This window comes from Massilia aurea (assembly GCF_024753205.1).
Classification (GTDB): Bacteria; Pseudomonadota; Gammaproteobacteria; order Burkholderiales; family Burkholderiaceae_D; genus Telluria; species Telluria aurea.
The window spans coordinates 1-24,460 of sequence record NZ_JANUGZ010000009.1; the positions used below are offsets into that span (position 1 = coordinate 1).

The 24,460-nt window shown below is 59.7% G+C and carries 25 protein-coding genes and 1 pseudogene; 16 read left to right on the forward strand and 10 right to left on the reverse strand.

The features are described from left to right. Nucleotides 1-256: hypothetical protein (locus NX775_RS23545; protein ID WP_258838196.1), on the reverse strand; the 256-nt coding region annotated here is incomplete at its 3' end. Between the two features lie 570 nt (nucleotides 257-826). Between NX775_RS23545 and NX775_RS23550 the strand changes: the two genes are divergently transcribed. After that, complete coding sequence (locus NX775_RS23550) at nucleotides 827-2,170, forward strand: TDT family transporter (protein ID WP_343829651.1); 1,344 nt, start codon at nucleotides 827-829, stop codon at nucleotides 2,168-2,170. A gap of 10 nt (nucleotides 2,171-2,180) precedes the next feature. On the opposite strand, the gene NX775_RS23555 is transcribed toward NX775_RS23550, so the two are convergent. The 7 genes from NX775_RS23555 to NX775_RS23585 form a co-directional block, all read right to left on the reverse strand. After that, on the reverse strand, nucleotides 2,181-2,771 hold the full coding sequence (locus NX775_RS23555; RefSeq protein ID WP_065306379.1) for a uracil-DNA glycosylase: 591 nt from the start codon (nucleotides 2,769-2,771) through the stop codon (nucleotides 2,181-2,183). 14 nt (nucleotides 2,772-2,785) lie between these two features. Continuing rightward, nucleotides 2,786-4,186, reverse strand: coding sequence for a YncE family protein (locus NX775_RS23560; RefSeq protein WP_070245919.1), 1,401 nt, complete (start codon nucleotides 4,184-4,186; stop codon nucleotides 2,786-2,788). Continuing rightward, entirely contained in the window at nucleotides 4,173-4,613 is a 441-nt protein-coding gene (locus NX775_RS23565; protein WP_082488630.1) for a DUF305 domain-containing protein, read from the reverse strand. Before NX775_RS23565 ends, NX775_RS23560 begins: the two co-directional genes overlap by 14 nt. Continuing rightward, the gene (locus NX775_RS23570) at nucleotides 4,610-5,416 is read right to left on the reverse strand and encodes an anti-sigma factor family protein (RefSeq protein ID WP_056139889.1); all 807 of its coding nucleotides are present in this window, start codon (nucleotides 5,414-5,416) and stop codon (nucleotides 4,610-4,612) included. The genes NX775_RS23565 and NX775_RS23570 overlap by 4 nt, the downstream gene beginning before the upstream one ends. Then, nucleotides 5,413-5,931, reverse strand: a complete 519-nt coding sequence (locus NX775_RS23575; RefSeq protein ID WP_056139892.1) for an RNA polymerase sigma factor — start codon at nucleotides 5,929-5,931, stop codon at nucleotides 5,413-5,415. Before NX775_RS23575 ends, NX775_RS23570 begins: the two co-directional genes overlap by 4 nt. Before the next feature lie 11 nt (nucleotides 5,932-5,942). Continuing rightward, entirely contained in the window at nucleotides 5,943-6,374 is a 432-nt protein-coding gene (locus tag NX775_RS23580; protein ID WP_056139895.1) for a nuclear transport factor 2 family protein, read from the reverse strand. Between the two features lie 88 nt (nucleotides 6,375-6,462). After that, nucleotides 6,463-7,347, reverse strand: coding sequence for a LysR family transcriptional regulator (locus NX775_RS23585; protein ID WP_056139900.1), 885 nt, complete (start codon nucleotides 7,345-7,347; stop codon nucleotides 6,463-6,465). Nucleotides 7,348-7,447: 100 nt separating this feature from the next. Between NX775_RS23585 and NX775_RS23590 the strand changes: the two genes are divergently transcribed. From NX775_RS23590 to NX775_RS23610, 6 genes are all read left to right on the forward strand, one after another. Then, nucleotides 7,448-8,458 (forward strand): YeiH family protein, encoded by a 1,011-nt coding sequence (locus tag NX775_RS23590; protein WP_056139903.1) that lies wholly within the window; start codon nucleotides 7,448-7,450, stop codon nucleotides 8,456-8,458. A gap of 47 nt (nucleotides 8,459-8,505) precedes the next feature. Then, nucleotides 8,506-8,763: a substrate-binding domain-containing protein gene (locus tag NX775_RS24125; protein ID WP_229255202.1), complete on the forward strand. Its 258-nt coding sequence runs from the start codon at nucleotides 8,506-8,508 to the stop codon at nucleotides 8,761-8,763. Continuing rightward, nucleotides 8,760-9,278 (forward strand): substrate-binding domain-containing protein, encoded by a 519-nt coding sequence (locus tag NX775_RS23595; RefSeq protein ID WP_307732423.1) that lies wholly within the window; start codon nucleotides 8,760-8,762, stop codon nucleotides 9,276-9,278. Before NX775_RS24125 ends, NX775_RS23595 begins: the two co-directional genes overlap by 4 nt. A 516-nt stretch (nucleotides 9,279-9,794) precedes the next feature. Beyond that, on the forward strand, nucleotides 9,795-10,076 hold the full coding sequence (locus tag NX775_RS23600) for a hypothetical protein (RefSeq protein WP_258838197.1): 282 nt from the start codon (nucleotides 9,795-9,797) through the stop codon (nucleotides 10,074-10,076). 422 nt (nucleotides 10,077-10,498) lie between these two features. After that, nucleotides 10,499-11,557 (forward strand): type II toxin-antitoxin system RnlA family toxin, encoded by a 1,059-nt coding sequence (locus NX775_RS23605; RefSeq protein ID WP_258838198.1) that lies wholly within the window; start codon nucleotides 10,499-10,501, stop codon nucleotides 11,555-11,557. After that, nucleotides 11,547-11,924 carry a type II toxin-antitoxin system RnlB family antitoxin gene (locus NX775_RS23610; RefSeq protein WP_258838199.1) on the forward strand — a complete coding sequence of 126 codons (378 nt, stop codon included), beginning with the start codon at nucleotides 11,547-11,549 and terminating at the stop codon, nucleotides 11,922-11,924. The genes NX775_RS23605 and NX775_RS23610 overlap by 11 nt, the downstream gene beginning before the upstream one ends. A gap of 42 nt (nucleotides 11,925-11,966) precedes the next feature. Here the strand turns inward: NX775_RS23610 and NX775_RS23615 are convergent, their stop codons facing one another. Continuing rightward, nucleotides 11,967-12,992 carry a hypothetical protein gene (locus NX775_RS23615; RefSeq protein WP_258838200.1) on the reverse strand — a complete coding sequence of 342 codons (1,026 nt, stop codon included), beginning with the start codon at nucleotides 12,990-12,992 and terminating at the stop codon, nucleotides 11,967-11,969. Nucleotides 12,993-13,276: 284 nt separating this feature from the next. On the opposite strand from NX775_RS23615, the gene NX775_RS23620 reads away from it, so the two are divergent. Both NX775_RS23620 and NX775_RS23625 read left to right on the forward strand, forming a co-directional pair. Beyond that, on the forward strand, nucleotides 13,277-15,001 hold the full coding sequence (locus tag NX775_RS23620) for an Eco57I restriction-modification methylase domain-containing protein (RefSeq protein WP_258838201.1): 1,725 nt from the start codon (nucleotides 13,277-13,279) through the stop codon (nucleotides 14,999-15,001). After that, the gene (locus NX775_RS23625) at nucleotides 15,002-15,766 is read left to right on the forward strand and encodes a PaeR7I family type II restriction endonuclease (RefSeq protein ID WP_258838202.1); all 765 of its coding nucleotides are present in this window, start codon (nucleotides 15,002-15,004) and stop codon (nucleotides 15,764-15,766) included. A 103-nt stretch (nucleotides 15,767-15,869) separates the two neighbouring features. Here NX775_RS23625 and NX775_RS23630 read toward each other — a convergent pair whose 3' ends face one another. Beyond that, on the reverse strand, nucleotides 15,870-16,745 hold the full coding sequence (locus tag NX775_RS23630; protein WP_258838203.1) for a restriction endonuclease: 876 nt from the start codon (nucleotides 16,743-16,745) through the stop codon (nucleotides 15,870-15,872). Between the two features lie 191 nt (nucleotides 16,746-16,936). Between NX775_RS23630 and NX775_RS23635 the strand changes: the two genes are divergently transcribed. From NX775_RS23635 to NX775_RS23665, 7 genes and pseudogenes are all read left to right on the forward strand, one after another. Next, a complete protein-coding gene (locus NX775_RS23635; protein WP_258838204.1) occupies nucleotides 16,937-17,740 on the forward strand; it encodes a hypothetical protein in 804 nt (267 codons plus the stop codon). Continuing rightward, the gene (locus tag NX775_RS23640) at nucleotides 17,737-18,657 is read left to right on the forward strand and encodes a hypothetical protein (RefSeq protein WP_258838205.1); all 921 of its coding nucleotides are present in this window, start codon (nucleotides 17,737-17,739) and stop codon (nucleotides 18,655-18,657) included. The genes NX775_RS23635 and NX775_RS23640 overlap by 4 nt, the downstream gene beginning before the upstream one ends. Before the next feature lie 1,110 nt (nucleotides 18,658-19,767). Beyond that, a pseudogene (locus tag NX775_RS23645) lies at nucleotides 19,768-21,060 on the forward strand (YifB family Mg chelatase-like AAA ATPase); the annotation flags it as partial. A 76-nt stretch (nucleotides 21,061-21,136) separates the two neighbouring features. Then, nucleotides 21,137-21,643, forward strand: a complete 507-nt coding sequence (locus NX775_RS23650; protein ID WP_258838206.1) for a hypothetical protein — start codon at nucleotides 21,137-21,139, stop codon at nucleotides 21,641-21,643. Nucleotides 21,644-21,651: 8 nt separating this feature from the next. Next, nucleotides 21,652-22,386: an ABC transporter ATP-binding protein gene (locus NX775_RS23655; RefSeq protein WP_258838207.1), complete on the forward strand. Its 735-nt coding sequence runs from the start codon at nucleotides 21,652-21,654 to the stop codon at nucleotides 22,384-22,386. Then, nucleotides 22,383-23,936, forward strand: a complete 1,554-nt coding sequence (locus NX775_RS23660; protein WP_258838208.1) for a hypothetical protein — start codon at nucleotides 22,383-22,385, stop codon at nucleotides 23,934-23,936. Before NX775_RS23655 ends, NX775_RS23660 begins: the two co-directional genes overlap by 4 nt. A 69-nt stretch (nucleotides 23,937-24,005) precedes the next feature. Beyond that, nucleotides 24,006-24,347 (forward strand): DUF1840 domain-containing protein, encoded by a 342-nt coding sequence (locus NX775_RS23665; RefSeq protein ID WP_258838209.1) that lies wholly within the window; start codon nucleotides 24,006-24,008, stop codon nucleotides 24,345-24,347. Nucleotides 24,348-24,460: the final 113 nt, after the last annotated feature.

Below are 24,460 nucleotides of genomic sequence, written 5' to 3' on the forward strand. Positions count from 1 at the left end.
ACGATTTGGACGTATCGTTATTTCGGTCGTCTGAGGACGCCATTTCTGGGCAATCTTCCTCATCACCTGACTGCTGGTCCATCACGGCATCGTGTGAACTTGCCGATGCGTCACCGTGGTCCATCAAGGTGGCTGCGACCATAGTCATACCCTGATGACCAGAACTGCACGCGCGCAGCATATTTGCCGCAAATGCCTGGAAGGGCATCACGGCAATCAGCAGCCACAGCAGATAGGTTTTCAGGGTGCGATTCATTGGTTGAGAGTGTAGCACGGACGTCTATGTCGTCAAGACGACCTGAATCGAACGATACAGGTTCCCACAAGGGGAAGGTCAAGAAAAATCGTAGACTCCCCGAAAAAATGCATACATTCTGCTACAGGCCAACCAAAGTTGTCATAAGTGCAAACAAAGTAATAGTGTTAAGCAACATCATGTTGCGCTTGCACTTAATTGCAACTTCTCCCCACTTCCCGACTAATGAACCTCTTCCGCCTTTTGCTTTCAATGCTGCTTCTTGTGTCCGCACACGCGGGTGCCCAGGATGCAAAACTCAGCCAAAACTATCGCTTCTGCGAAGCTGGCTATTCGAACTGTGACGCATCCCTCCTGAGCGCGTCACAGCTCGAGCAAGTGCACCGAGCCACACTAAAGCGAAATTTCCGGGCTTGCGACAGCGGGTGAGCGCTTCATTTAGCATCCGTCTTGATGGAGATACTGACTTAACGTTACCGAGCGACGTCCGCTAACACGACGCTACGTTTTTACACAGCCTAGGTCGGTTTCAGTCAGTCCAATTAGCGACTGCGGCCTCGCGGTCAGCGTATGGGTAGTGGCATTTTTGCTGCGCGCGTCGTGGCATTTTTGCTTCAACGGACGGCTGCAAACAAGGAGGTTCATAGACATTTGGACATTGAAAAATTGCATCCTAGCAGGTACGGCATCTTAGAAATACGTGAATTTCCACAATGCCGAACTTCCGCTTTTGGCCGAAAGCAGAAGTTCGTCGTCGCCAGTGTAACTCAGCAAGAAGCGGTGGATTTCGCTACTTCATGCCCTGTCGTCGCAGTAATTTCCAAAACGTCGCATCTATTTCGGAAAGTCACATTTGCGGCAACGATGGGCACCGGCATCTTGTCGCTCGCGCTCGCCCAACTTCCAGGCGCGCTCCCGGGAATGGCCCGCCTGGCCGAGGGACTTTGGCTTTTTAACATTGCGCTGTTCGTATTGTTTGCCGCGCTGTACAGCGCGCGCTGGGTCATGTTTTTCGACGAAGCGAAACAGGTGTTCGGCCATGCGACCGTCTCCATGTTCTTCGGTACCATTCCCATGGGCTTAGCTACAATTATCAATGGATTTCTCAGCTTTGGCGTGTCGCGCTGGGGCGCCGCCGCCGTCGCGGTGGCCGAAGCTTTGTGGTGGATCGATGTGGCCATGGCACTTGCTTGCGGCGTCCTCATTCCTTACCTGATGTTCACGCGCCAGCAGCACAGCATCGACCAAATGACGGCGGTCTGGCTGCTGCCGGTCGTCGCTGCCGAGGTTGCAGCGGCGAGCGCCGGGCTGCTTGTGCCGCACCTGCAGGATGGTGGCGCGCGCTTCACAGTCCTGATCACCGGCTACGTGCTGTGGGCATACTCGGTGCCAGTGGCGCTCAGCATTCTCGCGATTCTGTTATTACGCATGGCCCTGCACAAACTGCCGCACGAAAGCATGGCGGCATCAAGCTGGCTGGCGCTCGGGCCAGTGGGCACCGGCGCGCTCGGCATGCTGGTGCTCGGCGCCGCCGCGCCGGCGACGCTGGCGCCGTTTGGCCTGGCCGAGGTTGGCCACGTGGCCAACGGGATGGGCGTGGTGAGCGGCCTGCTGCTTTGGGGACTCGGCCTGTGGTGGATGATGCTGGCAACCCTGATTACGCTGCGCTACTTCAGGGCAGCCGTTCCATTCAACCTGGGCTGGTGGGGCTATACCTTTCCGCTCGGCGTATTCGCGGTCACCACGCTGCGTCTGGCGAAGGTGCTCGATTCGCTGTTCTTCGAGGTCTTCGGCAGCGCGCTGGTAGTGGTACTGGCAAGCCTGTGGCTGGTTGTCGCATGGCGCACCGCGCTCGGCGCTTACCGTGGCAACCTGTTCGTCTCTCCCTGTATTGCGTCGATGAACCGGCCCTGAAGGCCAACGTTCAGCGCGCCAGTTGCGCCGCGCGCGCCAGTGTCGCGACGATTTGCGGGGCCACAGTTGGCGACGTACAAACAGATAGCGGACTCGGATGAGGCATTTCCAGTACGATCAAGCCCGGCCGCCTGGCCTCGATGGCAGCGTGGGCCTGGCGGGCCGTGCGTCCGGCCAGCACGACCACCCGCAGGCATGGCAGGAGGTCCAGCACATCGCCTAGCATGGCGATGCCTGCGCGTACCGCCGCCACACCCAGGCGCGCCGGCGGAGCTTGCTCGTCGGCCAGCCAGGGCACGGTATTCCACAGCACGGTACGCGCACGCGCGACGGCGGCTTGCGCCAGGAAACGTTGAAGATTGCGCTGCGCAGGACCAGGATTGTCGCGCGAGACGAAGCGCGGGCGCATCGCATGGCGCGCCGGCGCTTCCAGCAAGATGAGAATGGACGCATCGGCGCCGCCGTCCAGCGGATCGAAGTACGGCAGCGCGCGGACGGCTGCGTGCGTGTCGACCCACTGGTTGAGCGCGACCACATGGGGAAGAGACAGCAGTTCGACGCGGCGTGCCAGTTCGGCTACATCGTCCAGCAAGGGAGCCACCGGCACGCCAGACGTCACTCGCTGCTCGCCAGCGCTGCCTGCTCCGCTCCGGCTGGCGTGTCGCCCTCCATCACCAGGATCCGGCTGGCGCCAGCCGGCTGCTGCGCCAGGCCCGGCCGCACGTCGCGCATGGGCCCAATGGCAGTACCGTTCGCCATGCCTTTGCCGTCAGTCTTGAAGCGACCCACCGGCGCGCGCTGACCACCGGCGTAGACGTTGTAAACAGTCTCCGGTTTCAGTTTGTACAAGAACACTTCCAGTGCATCGGTCACGCCCAGGCTGCGCACGACCACGAATCCTTTGGCGTCGCCGCGGGACTTGAGAGCGATATTGCTCGACTCGCCGTTCACACGCGGCACCAGGTTGCTGGTACCAGCACCGGTGGGCACGGCATGGGACACGTAGACAAGCGCTTGCGGCGCCTGGCCGGCCGCCACATGCGCGACGACCTTGTTGCTTGCGGTGTCGATCACGTCGACACCATCGCCGTTTTCGAGACCAACGTACACTTTGCTGCCGTCGTCCGACGCCCATGCGCCATGCGGCAAGGCCCCGGTCGGTATCGTCGCCATCAGTTGTGGCTGATCACCGGTGGAATAGACCTTGACGACATTTTCTCCGCCCACTGTCACGTAGGCTCTTGCGCCGCCAGCGTTCTTCCCGAACGCCAGGTGGTTGGTAATAAAACCGGTGTCGATGACGCCTTTGACTGTCAGCGTCGCCACGTCGATGCGGGTGACCTTGCCAACGTCCTTGTGCGTCATCCAGACTTCCTTGAAATCAGGCGTGAACTGCAAGAACGGCGAGAACGGGCTAGTGACAGAAATATGCTTGATCACTTTGGATGTTTTCATGTCGATGACATCGACGACAGGATTAAAGCTCGATACCACGAACGCCAGTTTGCCATCGGGATGGAACATCACCATGCCCGGACCACCTGTTGTCTGGATCCGGCGTTTTTCCTTGAAGGTGACAGGATCGATGACCGAGACGTAATCTTCGCCGCGTACCACGACCCAGACTTCGCGACCGTCCGCGGTGAAAAATCCTTCGTGAGGCGACCGCCCGATATAGGTAACGCCCTTGACCTTATTGGTGGCCGTGTCGATGAAGGTCACCGAATTGGAGCCATTCGATATCGCAATCAAGGTTTTATGGTCCGGCGAAAAACCCAGTCCATGAACATTCACTTGCCCCTTGTACAAAGGAGACAGGATGTCGGGCCGCTGATTACCCAACCGGATTTGTCCCAGCAACTGATTGGTGGATGGATCGATCACCGAAACGGTGTTGCTGTTCTGGTCAGCTGTATAGACGCGGTCCTGTGTGCCTGGCGCAGCCTGCGCAGTACCCATGGCAGCGACCGCAAGCGTCATGGCGAAGGTGAGCTTATTCAATTCAGTGAGTTGCATGAGAGTCTTTCCTGGTGTCTGCGTTGGTGGAATCGGCTCTTGCGCCGTGGGCTGCCTGGTAGCGTTGCAACCAGGCGCGCATTACATTGATTTCGTTCTGTTGTTCGACGATGATGCCTTGTGCCAGGTTGCGCAGTTCGCGGTCGTTACTGTGCACCAGGATGGCCTTGGCCATATCGATCGCGCCTTGATGGTGAGGAATCATCATGCTCATGAAGTCATGCGCGGGGTCCCCGGTTGTCGGCGCGCGTCGCATGCCGTCATCCATGATCGCCATGGCATCATCCGCGAGAGACGCATAGGGCCTGTCGCTACTGGCGATAAACGAGGCAGGCGGCGCAGTCGCGCCATGGTGGCCAGCATGCTGCGCCGAGACTGTGGCGGTGCAGCACCAGAGCATGGCGCCCAAAAAAAGTGAAAATTTCAAACCGGTCCCTCCAGTTGTTCATAGACGGCGCTGGCAACCCGTGCCAGTTCGCCCTTGTCGACGGCTGCGGACAGCGCATAGCCGAACTTCCCGTCGATCCAGTAAAACACGTTGACGTCGCCCTCTTTGGCGAACCGAAAGCCGGTGTCCTTGTTGCGCGCCTGCTCCGTCGACACGTACAGCGTCAGGCGCTGGCCAGCGCCGTCGTGGTACATGAATTGCGCTACCGGCCCGCTGGCCCCGGGCAGCAGGCGCCCGCCGATCAGTTCATAGCCCAGCTTGCCCAAATGCGGCGGACGGATCTTGCTGCCCATGCGCTTCGACAGCCAGGTCACCAACTGGTCTTCCTGGTCGGCGCGAATTTCCACTGGCCGGCGCACATCCGGGCTGTACACGGCATGGGCTATTGCGGCCTGGTGTGCCAGGCCGGACCACGCTGCCTGCTGATACGCGGGCGCTTGCTGCTCCATACGCGCCAGGGACTGGCCAGTTGCCGCGCCGCGCAAGCCCCAGCCGGCGCCACCGCTCACCAACGCGATTGCCAGGCCCGCCGCCAGCGCCTGCCATTGCCAGTGCCGGTTGCGCTGCGGCGTGGTGGCCGCTGCCATGGGCGCCGGGACCGGTTCGCCCAGCACCGGATCGAACAGGCGATGCATGGCGTCGTTCTGGGCCGCGTAGGCGCGCACGCGCGCAGCTTCCTCGGGGCGCTCTGCCAGGTAGGCGGCGACCTCGGCAGCGCGTGCTGCCGGCAGCACGCCGTCGACGTACGCGTGCAGATCGGCTTCAGTCACGGGCAGGTTCATTTCACGACTTTCAACGAGTTCACGCGGGCGCCGCCGTCCATCAGGCTGCGCAGCTTTTCGCGGGCGCGCGCGAGCCGCGACATGACGGTCCCGACCGGGATGCCGAGCGTCGACGCCACTTCTTCATAACGCATGTCTTCCAGCCCGACCATCAGCAGGATCGCGCGCTGTTCTTCGCTCAGCAGGCGCAGCGCGGCATCCATCTCGCGCACCTGGATGCCGACCGTGCTGCGATCCGCCAGGGCCGGCATCGGCGTATCATCGTCGAGCGGCTCGGTGACCAGTGCGCCGCGCCGTATCTGATCGATACGCATATTGTGCATGATCGCAAACAGCCAGGCGCGCGCGTCCGTGCCGGGTTGTAGCGCGGCGCGCTGGGCCCAGCCGCGTTCGAGCGTGTCCTGCACCAGGTCATCGGCCGCGGCGCGCTCGCCCACGAGCGCGCGCGCGTAGCGCCGCAGCCGCGGGACACACGCCAGCAACTCCGCGCCGGGAAGAAGGGGCAGGACGCTCATGGAACCAGTGATTACATCGCGCTGGCGGCCAGCTTCGGATCGATCTGCCAGGTTTCATTGACCAGTTTGCCGTCGCGGTAGGTCAGCACGTAGCGCACCTTGATGGAGGCCTTGCCGTCGAATTGCACTGCCGCCGTGACGGTCGCACCCTTCGGATTGACCGACTCGGACGCGCCCATAACGGTGACGCGCAGCGGGCCCATCGCGCCGAACTTGCTCCATACGGCGCCGATGGCGGCTGCACCGTCGTAGCTGCCGTCAAGCGGTCCACCAACCCAGGTCAGCCGCGCATTGTCGGCGTAATCATGCACGATGGCGGCGTGTTCACCGGCGCCAATGGCGGCGAAGTGGGCTTGCGCCATATCCAGCGCAGGCCCGGCAACAGCCGTGGTGGCGATGCCGATGGTGCTGGCCAACAGGAACATCAGGTGGGTGGTTTTCATGGGTGCGGTCCAGTACAGGTCAGGTTGAAAAACGGGCTTGCTACAGGTGCAAACGTCATTGCCCTGTTTTTATTCCATGTATTTGTATTTATTTTTTTGTGTTCATCAATTCTTCAAATGCCAGCGCCGCACGGCTGCGATGGCGTTCAGGATGACGCAGCATCGAGAACCCACGCGCCGGCAGGACCAGCGCCGCGCGCGCCAGCAGGCCCGCCTGAACATGCGATGCCACGACCAGTTCGGAAATCGCGGTGGCAAAGGGACCGGCCATCACCGCGCTGCGCACCGCCTCGTTGGACGGCAGGCTGAGAGCAACCTGCATTGCGGCGACCGGCACGCCCATGTCCGACAGCGCTTTCTCAAACGCCGAACGCGTGCCGGAACCGGTTTCGCGCAAAATCCATTGCGCCTGCACCAGGTCGGCAGCCGCCAGCGGCACCCCGGCGGACCATGGATGATCGGGTGCTACCACGACAACGAGCTGATCCTCCCCCACAGCTTCGATGGCCAGGGAGGGTTCGTCGATATCGCCTTCGATGAAACCGAGATCGGCGCCACCCAGCAGGATGGCCTGCGCCACGCTGTCGGTATTGCCCACTTCCAGGGTGAGGTCGATGGCCGGGTAGGTTTGACTGAATTGCACGAGCAAGCGCGGTAGCCAGTAACTCGCGATGGTCTGGCTGGCGTGGATTGCCAGCGTGCCGCGCCGCATCTGGCCCAGCTCCGACAACGTGTTTTCCGCTGCACGCGCGCTGGCCAGCGTGCGTTGCGCTTCTATCAAGAAAATCAAACCGGCGTCGGAGAGTTCGATGCGCCGTCCTATCCGATGGAACAGTGCCGTGCCATAGCGCTCTTCCAGGGCCTTGATCGATGAGCTGACGGCAGACGGGGATAGAAACAGCGCGGAAGCCGCCTGAGTAAGGTGCTGGCGTTGTGCGACTTCAACAAAAATGCGTAGCTGGTCCAATGTCATCGTTCGATCCAATCTAATGATTTGTCATTAATTATACGATGGACCGAACGAAATCGCCGTTCAATAATGCATGCACTAAATATCTGAACGAGAGTCGACCATGACATCCCACTATCAAAAATGCGCTCCATTTGTACCCGGCCTGTTACTGTGCGGCGCCGTCACGCTGGCCGCGTATGGGCTGGAAGCTGTAGAAGCCCATCTGTTCGGACGCGCGTGGCTTGAAAGCCTGGTCCTGGCGATCTTGCTCGGAACCGGACTGCGCACCGTGCACCGTCTCGATCAGCGGTTCGAGCCAGGCATCCATATGGGCGCCAAGCTGCTGCTTGAAATTGCCGTGGTGCTGCTGGGCGCATCCGTCAGCGCCGGCGCGCTGCTCGAAAACGGCATGGGACTGGTCGGCGGCATTGCCGGGGTAGTCGTGCTGGCAATTCTGTTCAGTTATTTCCTGGGCCGCAGCGCCGGTCTGCCGAAAAAGATGGCGATCCTGATTGCTTGCGGCAATTCAATTTGCGGCAACTCGGCGATTGCGGCGGTGGCCCCAGTGATCGACGCAGATGGCAAGGACGTGGCCGCCTCCATCGCCTTTACGGCGGTGCTGGGTGTGGTGGTGGTGCTCGGGTTGCCGTTGCTAGTCGGGCTGTTGTCATTCACGCCGGTTCAATACGGCGTGTTTGCCGGGCTGACCGTGTATGCCGTGCCACAGGTACTGGCGGCAACGAGTTCGGTGTCCGCAGCCAGCGTGCACATTGGCACCCTGGTCAAGCTGGTGCGCGTGTTGATGCTGGGCCCGGTCGTGCTGGTGTTGTCCTTGACAGGGCGCGGACGGGGAGGCGCCCGCCTGAACGTCGCGCACCTGGTGCCGTGGTTTATCGTCGGCTTCCTTGCATTGCTGGGCTTGCGCTCGCTGGGCTGGATTCCGCAGGCAGCGCTGGCGCCAGCGCACGTTGCCGCCAATTTCTTCACCATTATGTCGATGGCCGCGCTCGGCCTCGGCGTCGATGCCCGCGCTGTCCTGCGTGCCGGCGGCAAGGTTGCCGGGGTTGTCATTTTTTCGCTGCTCGGCCTTGGTGTCATCAGTTTCGCCCTGATCAAATTTCTGGGTGTTTAAGGACGTAGCAGTACGCCATCCATTTTCCAAAAACGAAAGAAAACGCCATGACATCACATCACTATTTGACCGCGGCGCGCTGCAGCCTTGTTGTTGCAGTCTCGCTCACCGCTGGTATCGCGTGTGCCCAGCAGCCGTTGCTGGTGTACGGCCCGGGTGGACCGGCTCCTGCGATGAAAGAGGCGGCGGCGGCATTCGAGCACGCGAACGGCATCAAAGTCACCGTCACGGCTGGCCCCACGCCGAGCTGGTCGACCACGCAAAACAGGATGCGGACATCATCTACAGCGGTTCGGAAACGATGATGACGGACTTTACGTTAGCGATGGGCGGCAAGATACAGGAGGCAAGCATTACCCCGCTATATATGCGTCCCCTGGCGATCCTGGTGCGTCCCGGCAATCCCAAGCACCTGCGCGGCGTGGCCGACCTGATGCAGCCCGGCGTGCGCCTGTTGGTGGTCAACGGTGCCGGCCAGAACGGCGTCTGGGAAGACATGGCTGGCCGCAAAGGCAGCATGGAGTCGGTGCGCAAGGTACGCGCAAATATTGCCAGTTACGCACCCAACAGCACGAGCGCGCGCGGTACCTGGACCGCGCGCACCGACATCGACGCGTGGCTTATCTGGAATATCTGGCAGGTGTCGAACCCGCGCCTGGCCGACGTCGTGCCAATCGAACCTGATTATGCGATTTACCGCGATACCGGCGTGGCGTTGACTGAGCATGGCGCTGCCAACCCGCAAGCGAAGCAGTTCATCGCATTCCTGCAATCGCCGCAAGGCAGCGCGATCTTTGCCAGGTGGGGCTGGCAGAAATAATGAGCGCCGGATTGTGGGCCTGCGGCGGGTTTCAGTATATTCAGGTACCGCGTGCAGCGCGTCGCACGGCGGCGGTAACGATTCCTAGACAAAATGGACAATAACGCACCATCGCGCGGGGCGGTCGTGACCCAATCGCTTGCCCTGGCAGCGCCCGGTGCACTTGGAACCCTTTCTGGAGCTGCAGGCGCAGGGACTGCCACCGCATGGCGGGTCGTCTTCCAGGGGAGCGACGCCAACCCCATGAAACGGAATCTGACGCTCAACAATACTTGTAATGCGCAGGATGACCTAGGCGCCGACAACGTGAGGATCGAGGTCGTTGCGTTTGGCCACGGCATCGCGATGCTGATGGCCGACAGCGCTGTCGCCGAACGGCTAGCTTGTCGAGATGCTTGGCCAAGGTCGCCGGCGATAGCTCGCCCCTGCGGCGTTTGACTGGCTGGTCCCCTTGGCATTGAAAAAAAGTGTTGTCGGCAAGCCGCGCGCCCCTGATTAGCGCGCCATGGCGCCAATATGGTCGATCAGAACATTTTGCAGGACCATGCTTTTTTGGGAAAGACAGCATTTGAATGCCGGGGCAAAACCACCCTGATTAGCAAAGATGAAGACGACATCGCCACGCCCTGCCTGCGCTTTGGCCAAGACCGTCGTCTCTCGACGGCCGACGGGCACCAACTGGCCCACAGGTTCGCTACTACGGGCTTGCCGGACAGCGACAGTCCGCTTTTGGCCGAAATCGGCCGGTCGCTGTCAGGCCGGTTTCGACCCATTGCGGACCTTCGCCCGTATCACTGACCTTGACGGCTTCGCCGTAGTGCGAAGACCATGAATTCAACGTCCCTTGGGGTGGCGCGCCATCTTGCTGCGATCATTGCCCCAAGATTTTCTGCTTTAAGTAAATCCGCATCCGCTTGCCATGTCTTACTGTCCGGTGGAACGGAGTTGGCGCCAACGTGGTCGCAAAGCGGCTGCAATGATGGACGCTGCGGGGGCTCCATTTCGAGTGATCGTTCGCGTGGTTTCCGAGCCAACCCTTTGCAGGCGTCGCTTGCTCTGGCTGCCGCGCGCGCTGGGCTATAACAGCCGCGCCTACCCAAGGTTCCCCTTGCGGAATCCCCGAGTTTCCATTTATCCTTGCATTCCTCCATCTCGACCATCGATCTTTCGGATCAGTTCTTGCCATTTCAGATGTCGAAGCAACCGACGCCGCGCGCACAATGACCCAAAATTTCAAAAAGCTTTTTCTCGACGAATCGAAGATCGAGGGCGCCGTTCGCAGCTTTTCCGATGTGGCCAAGATCATCGGCCCCAATGCCCGAGGGCAATTTACCGAGTATGAAATTTTTATCGAAGGCCAAGAAGTCGCGAAGCTGCATGTCTACGCTTGTAATGACAGCACCTTCACGTTGTCGGCCTCGGTAGGGAAGAACACGCCCCTGTCTCAACAGGTCGCGGCGCACGTGGCCGAAAAATGCAAACGCAAAGCATACGAGCAACGCCCTTTTAGCCTTGAGCGCATCAGCGAGGACGATTGGAAGTTTTTGTTGGAGCATCTCGAGCACGATTACGGCTTCGCCGTCACGGAGGGCGCGGTGCCCCATGGGGTTCGTTTCGATGTGAAGAAGGCGCACAATGACTACGTCAACTTGAACCGCTACACGAAGAGCGGCAAGCTGCTCATGCAGGGCAAATCACGCGAAGTTTACGCGACGGTCGTCGAAGTTTTGTCGGATCACCTGGCCGACAAGCGAGAGCTTGTGGAAGCGCAGTTGAAGACTTACAACGTCCAAGACGTGAAGGCGGAGGACCTGTTTGCCGAATTGCGTCAGCACGTTCCAAGCGCGATGAATTTGCTGGGCGAAACCGGCGCGGCGGTGATCTCGCCCGCCCTCGCGCTGGCAAAACTCGACATTGATCTGCCTGACTATTCTTGCGTCGCCTACCATGCGCTTCGCGGCCTGGAGCTCTACATCAAAGCGATCATGGCCAAGCATGGCTGCCCGGTGCAGAACCACACGGGATTCGGCAACTACCTCGCGGCAGGTAACGCGCAGCTTAAGATTGGCGTTCGTGCTAAGATGACCCCAGAAGAGGCAACGGCCATCGAAGATGGATATGCGATGCTTAAAACCGACCGCAATGAGCTCTTCCACGCAGACGCCAATCCTGAGATGTCTCGCATTCTTCCCGACAAAGTAGAGGCTGCTGCTATTTTGCACACTGTCTTAGAGCTTATTGAAAGGACCGCTGCTGCGATACCTGATCATGCGCGATAACAGACATTACGAAATTCTGAGCGTTGTTAACGAAGATACCCTTGTGTGTTTTTCGATCGATCGCGCTCGCCCAGACTCGTATATGGACGAGCTGGAGGACGAGTTGCGTCAATTGGTGTATCGCGGAGAAGTTGTTCTCGATCTGTTCGCGGCGAACGGCAACAACTATCGACGCTTCATGCGTCTGCCATTTGACGGCGTAAAGCTGCATTGGCTTCAGGCAAAGATCACGAAGTTCGACACCATTCCCTCTGCGGTTTTGGACTTCTGCAATGACTTCTATCTGAGCCATCCGGAAATCGTTGAAAACAGCGTCCTTTCGCGCGATGCGCAACTGAAATTCCTAGGCGACCACGCCTTCGCCTAAGTTGCCTATCGCTGACGGGATGTTTGGGCTCAACCTCGCGGCCTAGTCGTCCTTGTCCCGTTGGTAGGCGTGGTAGCCACATAGGCCACCGTTGTGCTGGTCGTCCAAACCCAACGCTTCGCCGCATACAACACATTCCCAATCTTCAAGCTCATAGCCGCACCAACGGCACTCTCCATCAGCAACGACAAACAAGTTCTCGGAACAGTTTGGGCAATCGCGCAACGGCGGCTCATCGCCGTCATATGGGTCGTAACTGCCGGCCTCCGCCTCCGTAACCGCCTCCATAAGCTCTGACATAAGCGGAGAGCTCTCGCCGCAGGCCACGCACGTATATTCCCCGTCGTCATCTTGGCTAGGAGCCAAGAGCGGCGAGCCACACTCGCCGCAACGGATAGACGCCAGATACGGCAGCATGCCACTTGGGACACTGCTTGCGCGCCAAGCGTCCAAGCACTCCTGCAAACGCCCTTCAAAGAATGCTCGATGTTCGAGCATGATCCGCCAACAGGGGCCCAAAAAATCCGCAGGAACTTCCTCAAGCTCTTCGACAACGAATTGCTGCACTATTGGGAACGTTTCGGCGACGAAGCCAGCGATGGCGCCAATGGACTTGGTGGGATGCAAGTGCTCTAAATTGTTTCGCTCGTCTTGGAGCTGCCGCATGGCGTCCCAGTTAACCTCGATGCCAAAGGCTTCAAATCGAGACTTAATACCATCCACGTCGATGGTTTGCTTCGCGAATTTTCCCACCGGGCGCCATTGGACACCGCCAGTGCCATTAGGATGGGGAACAATCTGCCTGGGCGGGTTAAACAGCAACGAATCGATCTCTTCGGCCTTCGTGACCTTGGTGGCCAACCCATACTTGAACAGCAAAAGCAACCCAGCAAAAAGGTTCCTCGCGGCAGAAATCGCGCGCTCAGGGTCGCCACCATCGGTTGCCGCCCTGCTGGCTCGTTGAAAGTCCTCGACGCCCAACCTTATGGAAGTCAAGGCGTTTTCTTTTAATTTTTCCTGTGAAAGCATCGCTGCCATCCCTTGCTTTAGCTTACGAGCGATCGACAATGCCGACTGCTCGAAAAGGCCGGCACTACGCTAAGCCAAGCCTAAGATGTGTTTTCGAACGGTTGGAGCGGAACAACCATAACCTGTCCAGCCTGAGAAGGATTCTAGATTATAGAGCGGCCACATCCTAGTTAGCTCAGCGATTTAATCATGTGCATAGCTAGGCATGCATTTGCATCAGGATAACAAATATCCATCGAGTTCAATGTGCTCAACTGGTAAAATCGAGCTTTGCTCGACGCGACAGCGTCAAACGCAAAGTCATTGCCTCATTCGCAAAATTCATGTTCCTCACGCACCAAGAACCCATATCGATGCATAGTCCCGCCACGGCGATGTCCTCTGAAATCACTGAAGCAATACGGATCCTCTCGCAGTCCGAAGGGAGCGATGAACGCGGAGCAATTTTTACCCGCCGGCCCGTGGTTGATTTCATGCTCGACCTGGTCGGATACACGCCGGATCAACCGTTGCACCAGCGCGCCATGCTAGAGCCCTCGTTTGGACGCGGCGACTTCCTCCTGCCCATCATCGAGCGCCTCCTGAAATCGCGCGCCGACGCCCTCGCGCGCGGCGAAAGCGTCGGACCGCTGTCGGCATGCATCCGCGCCGTCGAGCTGCACGGGGAATCATTCGAGAGCACCCGCGGCCTTGTCGTTGAGAAGCTGGCGGAAGCCGGCCTGCCGCAAGATGACGCAGTGTCGATCGCACACGATTGGCTAATCCATGGCGATTTTCTCTTGGCCGCCATCCCTCAGCAGTTCGACTTCGTCGTCGGCAATCCGCCTTACGTGCGACAGGAGCTCATCCCCGCCCCACTGCTGAACGAATATCGACGCCGCTTCGCGACTCTGTATGATCGCGCGGATCTTTACGTGCCTTTCATTGAGCGCTCTTTGATCCTTCTCGCGGACAATGGGCAGCTTTGCTTCATTTGCTCCGATCGCTGGATCAAGAACAAATACGGCGGCCCGTTGCGCGACTTGGTCTCGCGCCACTTCCAGTTGCGGTCTCACATCGACATGGTCGACGCCGATGCGTTCCACTCCGAGGTCAGCGCCTACCCGGCAATCAACGTCATCGCCAAGGGAGAGCCCAAGCCCACTCGCGTCGCTCCCCGCCCCGCCCTTGACGAAGCGACGCTTTCTGAGCTGTCGACCGCGTTGCGAGGCGAAGCCAGCGCACCCCACCTGTTCGCCGAGCTGGACAATGTTGTCCAAGGCAGCGCCCCGTGGATCTTGATTGCCGCCGCTCGCATCGAATTGATCCGCCGCCTCGAAGCGGATTTTCCGACGCTTGAGGACGCCGGCTGCAAGGTGGGCATTGGCGTCGCCACCGGCGCGGACAAGATCTTCATCGGCAAGTTTGACGAACTCGATGTCGAGGACGATCGAAAGGTGCCGCTGGCCATGGGCCGCGACTTGGGCACTGGCCACGTCGAGTGGCGCGGCTACAGCGTGGTCAATCCATTCACCGACGAAGGCCCATTGGTGAACCTTGATGACTACCCGCGCCTCAAGGCCTACTTTGAACAGCATCGCGCGGCGCTCGAAGCCCGTCATGTCGCCAAGAAGTCGGCCTCCGCGTGGTATCGCACAATTGACCGCATTACCCCATCCCTGACGTGGAAGCCGAAGCTTCTGATTCCGGATATCCGCGGCGATGCGCAAGTGGTCTTCGACGAAGGCCGGCTCTACCCGCATCACAATCTTTACTTCGTGCTGTCGCAGACTTGGGACCTGCGCGCCTTGCAAGCCGTTTTGCGCTCCAAGGTCGCGCGGCTGTTCGTCGAAACTTACTCCACCAAGATGCGCGGCGGATATCTGCGCTTCCAAGCCCAGTATCTGCGCCGCATCAGGGTTCCCAAGTGGGACGACGTGCCGGCCGAAGTGCGCGAGAGGCTGATCGCCGCTGCTAAGCGGCTAGACATCGCAGCGTGCGACGAGGCGGCTGCGGAACTTTATTCACTGACTGAGCGCGAGCGCGAAGCGATCGCTGAAAAGAACTAAATGGGAATTGATTTAGCTAACTACGAAACCAAAGCGCGCGAAGCGATCAAAGCTTTTTGGGGCAACCGCGCAGCGGCGCAACAAAAGCAAATGGAGGCTGGCGTCATCGACCGAGGCGAACGCGCCGGCGTCACTGGCGGCAAGAACCTCGACGGCTTCATCACCCTCATTCTCGATATCGTTCGAGCCAACGGCTTGCATGCCGCGGACGTTCACTTGACCAAGCGACTCGTCACATTGCCAGGTTATTTTCGCCCGACGAAGCAATGGGACCTGCTCGTCATCCACCAAGGCCGGCTCGTTGCCGCGATCGAGTTGAAAAGCCAAGTCGGGCCATCATTTGGCAACAATTTCAACAACCGGACGGAAGAGGCAGTTGGCACCGCAGCGGACTTTTGGATCGCATACCGCGAGGGGGCGTTCGGACAGCAGCTTGCTCCGTTTGTAGGCTGGCTCATGGTGGTTGAGGATGCTCCAGAGTCAAGAAGCCCCGTGCGAGACGCCACGAATCACTTCCCAATTTTCCCAGAGTTTCAAGGCGCCTCCTACCAAAAACGGTATGACATCCTGTGCCAGAAGCTCACTCGGGAAAAATATTACACATCCGCCGCGGTGATTACGACGCCACGGGAGGCGGTGGGGGACGGCTTTTATTCGGAGCTGTCACAGTTGAGCAGTCTTCGAACATTTGTCACCGCGTTTGCAGGGCACGTAGCCACGGAAGCGGCGCAGTTTCCATCGCCACCTTCTCTCTTCCAGTTATAACCCGGAGAGCCGCGAGGCTCTCGCCCACGGCAGCCCCCCTTTCTAGTTCAAGAACTTCATAGAGTGAGAGCGCTCTGGTTGCCAAATAAATTAACTAAATCGTTTACTCTGGATAGAGATCTCGAACTCGCGCAAATGGATGACCTGTTTCGGCAGCGCGCCTAATTTTTCTCTCGAGCGCTTTATCAAGCGGAATCCCTCGATGCATGATGTCATACAGATCGAGGCCGTCCACGCAAACTAAACGCTTGCCCCTGCCGAACGCCGCGAGCCCATCCTCGGTAAACCCGCTGTTGCTTACGAATAGCCCACGAGTCCAGGAAGCCTTCTGCTCCAGCTTCCCATGGAAAGCGTGAAGGTCGGCGACCCCTGTTTGCGCGTTTTGCCACTTCGCTTCAAGGAGGTAGGTCTCATGCCCCAACTGAAAGCTTCCATCAATCTGTTCACCGCGCAACCGAAACGCTTCGCGCGCGGCGAGCCCGAACGCGTCGAACAGTTCCTTCAGAAACGCCTCAAACGCGTAGCCGCGCGCTTGCGCAGCGAGCTGATGCAGTCCTAGCAGTTCGTTTTTGAGCTTGCCTAGCTCCTCATTGTCCACAATCACAGTAGCGAACCTGGCGGGACTTGGCTGCTGCGCCCTAACCACGCCGCCAAGACTTTGTAAAAGCGCATCCATGCGAGGCTGAGCGCCTTCGACACTCTCAGGGTGTCGGCCTCTCAGACGTTTCAACTCGCGATATTCCCATAGCGCCTTGATCGCCTTTGTCGCCGTCTTGTCGTCGGCCAAACTCAGGAAGCATCGCAATCGCTTGGCTTTGGACGAGCCAGATGCTAAATACTGAGCCTCATCGATATTGACGCCAATCTCGTCTATGAAAAATTGAACAAATGTGGGATTAGAGAAGTCCAGCACATAGCCGCCCCCCATCTCAAACACGTCCTCGATTAAAAGCTTGTCCGCTATGCCAATCCGCGCCATCCGATCCCTTCCGAGCCCTGTCAGTTGACTACCAATATCAATCCATTATCGAAAGATAATAAACACAAAATTATCCAAGGCATAGCCTTCGTTTGCGGCCGAAAGAATTTTGCCACCGTTGCTCTCTAGAACTTCATATATAATTTTGATACCAAAATTTTAATCGCCGGCCCACGGGTTTGGCTAATCTCATGAGCGTGGATATTCTTGATGCGTCCGCTTGGCGCGAATACAGAGGCAGGCCATCAAGCCCCGGCATCAATGAGACCACGCATCTGGCCAAAATCGCTGACAAGTCGGGGCGCTTACGTGACTGCTTCGTGAAGCTGATGGCGCCCGGCACGCCCGCTCTGCTTTGTGAAGCTCTTGGCTGGCTTCTGGCGCGGGCAGCTGGCGTGCAATGCCCGGAATTCGCCGCAATTATCTTGGTCCCTGTGCCCGAGCTGCGCCGTCATGGCCCCTTGCCTGCCGCGTTCGATCAGGCCGCCCTGACGCCCGCCTGGTGCAGCGAGATCGTTGCCGGAAAGTCCGTTCGGCAGGTTCACAAAATGTCCTTCGTCCTCGCACGCGCCGCTTGCCTACGCAGCAAGGATGCTCGTAAGATCGCATCGTTCGACCAATGGAGTGACCTGCGCGACCGAAATTTCGGGAATGTCATACAGTCCTCGAAAGGCGGATACGTCGCGATCGATCATGAGACACTTTTGCACGATCTGCTTTGGGCGCCCTCGGGCACCACTTGGACTGAACATAGCCTTCTCGAACACGCTCGAAAGGCCCTTAAATCCAGCGATTTCCAACGCTTCCAACTGGACATGGCCGCCGCAGCGAAGGGCCATGAGCAGGCCCTTGAAACTGCACAAAAGAGCATTGATGAGATCATAGTAAAATTGCTGCCCGCGCATGCTTTGGAGCTTGGCGCTGCCGTCAAAGGCGCACTTCGCGAGCGCTCCGCCCCAGGTTGGATGTCCGACAAGTTGAAGGTGATTTCATGAGCCAGCAAAACATGTTCCTCGGCCTCGGCGATCTTGATCACCTCAGCCAAATGGCAGTCGCGCCACCGAAAGTTTCGTTCGCAGGGACGTGGACGACGGTCGAGCTGCAACCGGATATTTTCGTGCCGCAGCGCTTCACGGTCGGGGTCGCCGTTCAATCTCCCGGGGGCCGGCTGCACTTCAAGCTTCTAGACGATTTCAAAAAGTTCGAATGCGTTTATCAAGGTCAATTTCCTCAACGCTCGGCAAGAGAATTGCTGGCGCATGCCGAGGAAACGCTGCGCGCCGCAGTGCAGGCAAAAACGCAGATTCCTGAAATCCTATTCGAGACCAACTGTTTGAGCTTAGCCGCTCCAAGCTACACGTCCGGGGAAGATCAAGAGACGACCGTTGAACGGCTCTTTAATGAGGTAGTCGTCATGTCGCCGATCACCGAGAAAAAGCCGCGGGAGTTCGAGTCGATCGACACGCCCCGGGCGCGCAAGCTTGTGAACATCGAACTCAAAAAGATTGCGCAGATGGACTACGAAAAGATCGTCCGTCCGGACGATCAAGGCCTGCTGCTGGAATACGGCGGCGCGAAGCACTTCTTGGATCTCAACTTGCTGACTGCGAAGGCCTGCGGCAGCGTTACGTCTGCCGTCTATAAGACTGCGCAAAGCGTCGAGTTGAACTTGCTTAAAACCAGCCGAGACCTGACTACCTACTCTCGCGTTCGCCAATTAGACGACATTGGCTTGTTCTTGCTGCTTCCAGAAACTGGATCGTTGGAATCGAAAGAATTCAAGCGCATCACTGAGGTCATTGAAGAGCACGAATGGAAACTGGAACGCGACGGTTTTCGAGTAGTTAGCCTAGCCTCTCCGGCTGTTCTTGCTGCTGAAATCTACGAATGGGCGAAACCCACGATGGCATAAGACATCGCTAAACCTAGCCTGTGCAAACCGCCACGGAGAAGCTGTACGTCGATCATTCGTCGTTTGTGGAGAAGCTACTGCTATCTACTGGGCAAGATGGGCAAACTCGTCTTCGTCGAGATCGTTTAAGTCCATAGCGAGATACCTGAGAAGTAGCTCCCTATGCGACTGCATCAGATTTTACGATCCACTCGGTGGGCTCGTTATGTGTTCGAGGCACTTACAATTTGCAAGAGTGGCGGTTATACGCGAGCCCACCACAACACTTCACGTTGGTTAGAAGCGAGTTGACCATGGCTACCCGTCGTGCTAACGATCCGGAAAAGTGGGTGCGTCGAGAGAATGCGTTCGAAGCAGTCGTGTCGCGGGATAGGTTCGATCAAGCAGCGAGCGAACGCAAACGGCGCCGACGGCAATGGACTGATGATGAGATGCTTGACGCGTTGCTTAGCATGTTCATCGAGCACGGGAAAGTAACACCGGCACTTATTGATGCTGGGCCAGGGCCTGCAGCGAAATCGTACGCTTTTCGCTTCAATGGTCTCATCTCTGCCATGGGCCTAGCAGGCGTTAGCTGGCCATCCATACCTCATGCGACCATTACCCGTAATCGACTGCGTTGCGTAACACGTGACATGACGAACGAACTAGTCCGCTGTATGACGGAGGTAAGGGCCGAGGTGGAGGCAATCAGCCCGCGCACGTGGCGCGTTAGAGATATCACGGTGCGTCTGCTTTGCACACGCTGTCGATATGAGCGCGGTCACCCATGTTGGAAGGTGACCTTGGTCCACAACCCTGCTGTAGATTTCGTGATTTGGGTACGTATGGATCAGTCCAACGAGCGCCCGAACAGGTGTACCTCATTCCGGTCTCAGATTTCCCTGACCATAAGTATATTTGGCCATTCACTAAGACACTACTGAAGTATGAACGTTATGCGTATGAAGGACTACGCGCGTTGTTCGGTCTTATAGGTTAATTACCATGGACGTTAGCTAAGTAGAAGATCGAAAATTTCTTATCAGTCATGGACTTTAAGAATGTTTTTTCGCCAATGAATTCAAAGGTTAGTTTGCCGTCCATACATTCAACTAATCCTTAGACTGACGCTTCGATCTGCCGATTGCGCTGGGCATCCTGGCCGCATCGCACCAGATCCGGGGCGATGCGCTGGCGCGCTACGAGTTCGCTGGCGAATTGTCGCTGTCGGGCGAGCTGCGGCCGATTCGCGGCGCATTGGCGATGGCGTTTGCGATGGTGCGCGCGGGTTCTTCACGATCTGATGCACAGGGCCGGGCCTTCATCCTGCCGCTGGCCAATGCCGACGAAGCGGCGCTGGTCAAAGCAGCCGAGATCCTGCCGGCGCGCACGCTGCTCGAGGTCTGCGCGCACTTCGCCAATGCGCCCGATGCGCCCAAGCTGGTGCGGCATGTGGGGCCGGCCCTTGCGCATGCCGTGTGTTACCCCGATTTCGCCGAGGTCAAGGGCCAGCAGCATGCCAAGCGCGCGCTCGAGGTGGCGGCGGCCGGCGCGCATTCGTGCTTGCTGGTCGGCCCGCCCGGTGCGGGCAAGAGCATGCTGGCGGCGCGCCTGCCTGGCTTGCTGCCGTTGATGAGCGACGCCGAGGCCCTCGAATCGGCCGCCGTGCAATCGCTCGCGGGCGGCTTCTTGCCACAGCGCTGGCGCCAGCGGCCGTTTCGCAGCCCGCATCACACGACGTCCGGCGTGGCCCTGGTGGGCGGCGGCAGCGTGCCGCGGCCCGGTGAAGTCTCGCTCGCACATCATGGGGTGCTGTTCCTGGACGAGCTGCCCGAGTTCGACCGGCGCGTGCTCGAGGTGCTGCGCGAGCCGCTCGAGTCGGGCCAGATCACGATTTCGCGCGCGGCGCACCAGGCCGATTTTCCGGCGCGCTTCCAGCTCATTGCAGCGATGAATCCGTGTCCATGCGGCTGGCTCGGTCACGCCAGCGGCAAATGCCACTGCCATGAGGCCGCCGTGCTGCGCTACCAGAGCCGGATCTCGGGGCCCCTGCTCGATCGCATCGATATCCAGTTGCCGGTCGCGGCGCTGGGGCCGGAGAGCATGGGCGCACGCGCCGACGGGGAGCCGAGCAGCGTGATCGCAGCGCGGGTAGCAGAGGCGCGTGCGGTGCAGGTGGCGCGCCAGGGCTGGCCCAACAGTCACCTCGGCCCGCGCGACATCGACCGTTACTGCGCGCCTGACGACGCCGGAGAGCGCCTGTTGCATGCCACGGCCCGGCATCTGCACTGGTCGGCGCGCGCGTATCACCGCGTTCTTAAAGTGGCGCGTACGGTGGCCGATCTGGCCGGTAGCGAACACGTGGCAGCCACGCACGTGGCCGAGGCCATTGGGTACCGGCGCGCGTTGCAGCGTGAGTAGTAGCGTGACTTGCAGCGTAAATTGCAGCTTGAATTGCAGGTGTTGCGTTCTGCAGCGCTGCTGTTACCATCGACGCATGCGACCCTCTACCGTGCGTACCCTGCAGATTGTCCCGATCCTCCTGACCGGCGCGCTGCTGGCCGGTTGCAATCCGGCCTATAACTGGCGTGACCATACGAGCGAGGACGGCCGCTTCAAAGCGCTGTTTCCAACCAAGCCCGCGACTCTGACCCGCACGGTGGACCTGAATGGCCTGCAGGTCGAGATGACGATGACGGCGGCCAAGGTGGACAACACGACATTCGCCGTGGGTACTGCCGTCGCACCCGATGCGGCGCGTGCGCAGGCGGCGCTGCCGGCCATGCGCCTGGCGCTGCTGCGCAATATCGGCGCGCCCGACGCCTCTTCCACCGATGACCTGAGCGTGGATGCCACGGGCGCCGGCCAGGGTACGCCGATGCACCTGAGCGGGCGCTTCGCCGCGAAGGGCAACCGCGTCTACCAGGTCATCGTGCTTGGCCCCGCAGGCAAGACGCCGCCGGAACAGGTCGAGCAGTTCCTCACATCCTTCACCAGCTTTTGAGGTCTTCCATGGATGACCAGCTCCCCGCCCTGCGCCTGGTCGGCCTGCGCAAGCAGTTCGGCCGCCCTGCCGTCGATGGTCTCGACCTGCTGGTCCGGCGCGGCGAGTTCTATGCATTGCTCGGGCCGAACGGCGCTGGCAAGACGACGACGCTGCGCCTGGTCACGGGCCTGCTGGCGCCCGACGCCGGCACGATCGAGGTGCTGGGCGTGGACATGACTGCGGCGCCGGCAGCGGCCAAAGCGAAGCTGGCCTATCTGCCGGACGAGCCGATGTTATATGGGAAGCTCAAGCCGTTCGAGTACCTCGAGTTTGTTGCCGGCCTGTGGGGCGTACCGGCGCAGGACGCCGAACCGCGCGCACGCGAACTACTCGACTGGCTCGACCTGAGCCAGCATGCGCACGAGCTGACCGAAGGTTTTTCGCGCGGGATGAAGCAGAAGCTCGCGCTGGCCGGCGCCCTGATCCACGACCCGGAACTCCTGATCCTCGACGAGCCGCTCACCGGCCTGGACGCAGCAGCAGCGCGCCAGGTGAAAGACCTGCTACTGGCGCACGTGGCCAAGGGCGGCACCGTCATCCTGACAACGCACATCCTCGAAGTGGCCGAGCGCCTGGCGCACCGCATCGGGATCATTCGCCAGGGCCGGCTGATCGCCGAAGGCACGCTGGAGGCGCTGCGCGAACGTACGCCGGGCGGCAGCCTTGAAGATATGTTCCTGCACCTGATGGCTGCGCCATGAGGCTGGCGCCGGGCAGTGTCGGCTGGCTGCTGCGGCACGAGCTGCGGCTTGCCTGGTTCAATGCAGCCGGCGGCAAAGCGGCGGACGGGCGGCGCCGGCCAGGCAATCTGGCGCTCGGTCTGGCGGCCGCTGGCTGTATCGTCATGCATGTCGCGAGCTGGTTTGTCGTGCGCCAGCTGGCAGCGGTGCCTGGCGACGATCCGCGCATCCTGCTGGCGGTGACCGCGCTGCTGATCGTGGCCACGACCTTCATGCTGTCATCGGCGATCAAGGCGTGCGTCGTCGTGATGTTCGAGCGCAGCGACCTCGATCTGCTGCTGTCGTCACCCCTGCCCTCGCGCAGCATTTTCACGGTGCGGCTGGTGGGCGTGTGCGCGGGCACGGCGGCGCTGTACCTGTTTTTGCTGGCGCCGTTCGCGCATGCGGGGCTACTGCAGGGCCAATTTCGCTGGCTCGGGATCTATCCCGGCGTGATCGCTCTTGCGATGCTGTGCAGCTGTGGCGCCATGCTGCTCACGCTTGGCCTCGTGCGCCTGCTCGGTGCGCGCCGCACGCGCGTCGTGGCGCAGATTGTCGGGGCGCTGGCCGGCGCGCTGCTCGTCATCGCGTCGCAGCTGCATGCACTTTCGTCGAGACAAACGCAAAATGGCATTCGCGATACCGTGCTGGAGATGGTGCAGGCGGAGGGTGCAGCGGATAGCCTGCTCTGGCTGCCGGCGCGGGCGATGCTGGGCGAGCCGTTCCCGGTGCTGCTGCTCGGCGTCCTCGCATGCGGCATGTTCGTGCTGACGACTTGGCGCACGCATCGCTTCTTTGCGCGCGGACTGCAACTGGCTGCATCGACGCCTTCGATCGCTGCGGGAAAGGCGTCATCAACGACGGCGCGGCCCCGTTTTGGGCGCAGCCTGTTTCGTACGGTGGTCATCAAGGAATGGCGCCTGATCGTGCGCGATCCGCAGTTGCTGTCGCAGGTGATGCTGCAAATACTGTTTTTGCTGCCGTTGTTCTTCTTGATTTTCAAGCGTGCCGATGTGCAGGTGCAAGCCATCGGCGCTGGCCTGGCGTTGCTGTGCAGTTCGCTGACAGGTGCGTTGGCATGGATTGCCTTGTCTGCTGAGGATGCGCCGGATCTGCTGCTGGTATCGCCCGCGTCGCAGCGCACCGTACGGCGCGCCAAGCTGGCAGCAGCGATGATGCCGGTGCTGGGGTTGGTGGCTGTTCCTCTGCTATGGCTGACAGTGCGGATGCCTGCGGTCGGGCTGATCGGATTCCTGGTCGTGTGCGGCGCCGTCATGGGTGCCGGTCTGGTGGTGTTCTGGTGCGGGCGGCCTGGTGTGCGCAGTAATTTCAAGGGGCGTGGCAAGGGTGGCTTCGTGATGAACGTGCTTGAATTGTTCAACAGCCTGGCGTGGGGCGCGTTGGGATGGCTGCTGTCGGCTGCCATGCTTGGACAACTCGACGACATGGGCATGGCCACAGCAGCAGGGGCTGCGGTTCTCGCTATTGCCGTCCCTGGGATTGCATGGATGTTGCGGCCTCGGCCAGTGTGAGCGCGACCGCACTGTGAAGCCGCGTCAGTCGTGATATCGTTTAATTACTAACAAAACCAAGAGATAGCTATGTTGATTACATTTAAATGCAAAACGTATCCAGAAGTTCTGATGTATCAGGAACATGCCAAACGTATCCTTGACCTGCTGCACAAGGAGCCAGAACGCGGCGTGATTACTTCGGCCGAAGCCACGCAGGTGATTTCGCTGGTCGAGGAGGAGATCGAAGAGTCCCGCAAGCATCAGGTATCGGATCAGGTGGCGCACGACGTGCATGCGCATCACCGCGATGAAGACGACCATGACCATCAGGCGATCGAGGTCGTCAGCTTCTCGACCCGCATGTATCCGCTGCTGGAAATGCTTCGCTCTGCGCGTGATAACAAGACCGATATCCTTTGGGGTGTGTAAGCAGGCTTTGGTTTATCCTTGTCTGCATGTAAAAAGCCCGCTGATGTGAGTCAGCGGGCTTTTTTTGCGTCACATCAGTCGGTGGCACGGGTTGTTTGGTTGTGTGAATATCG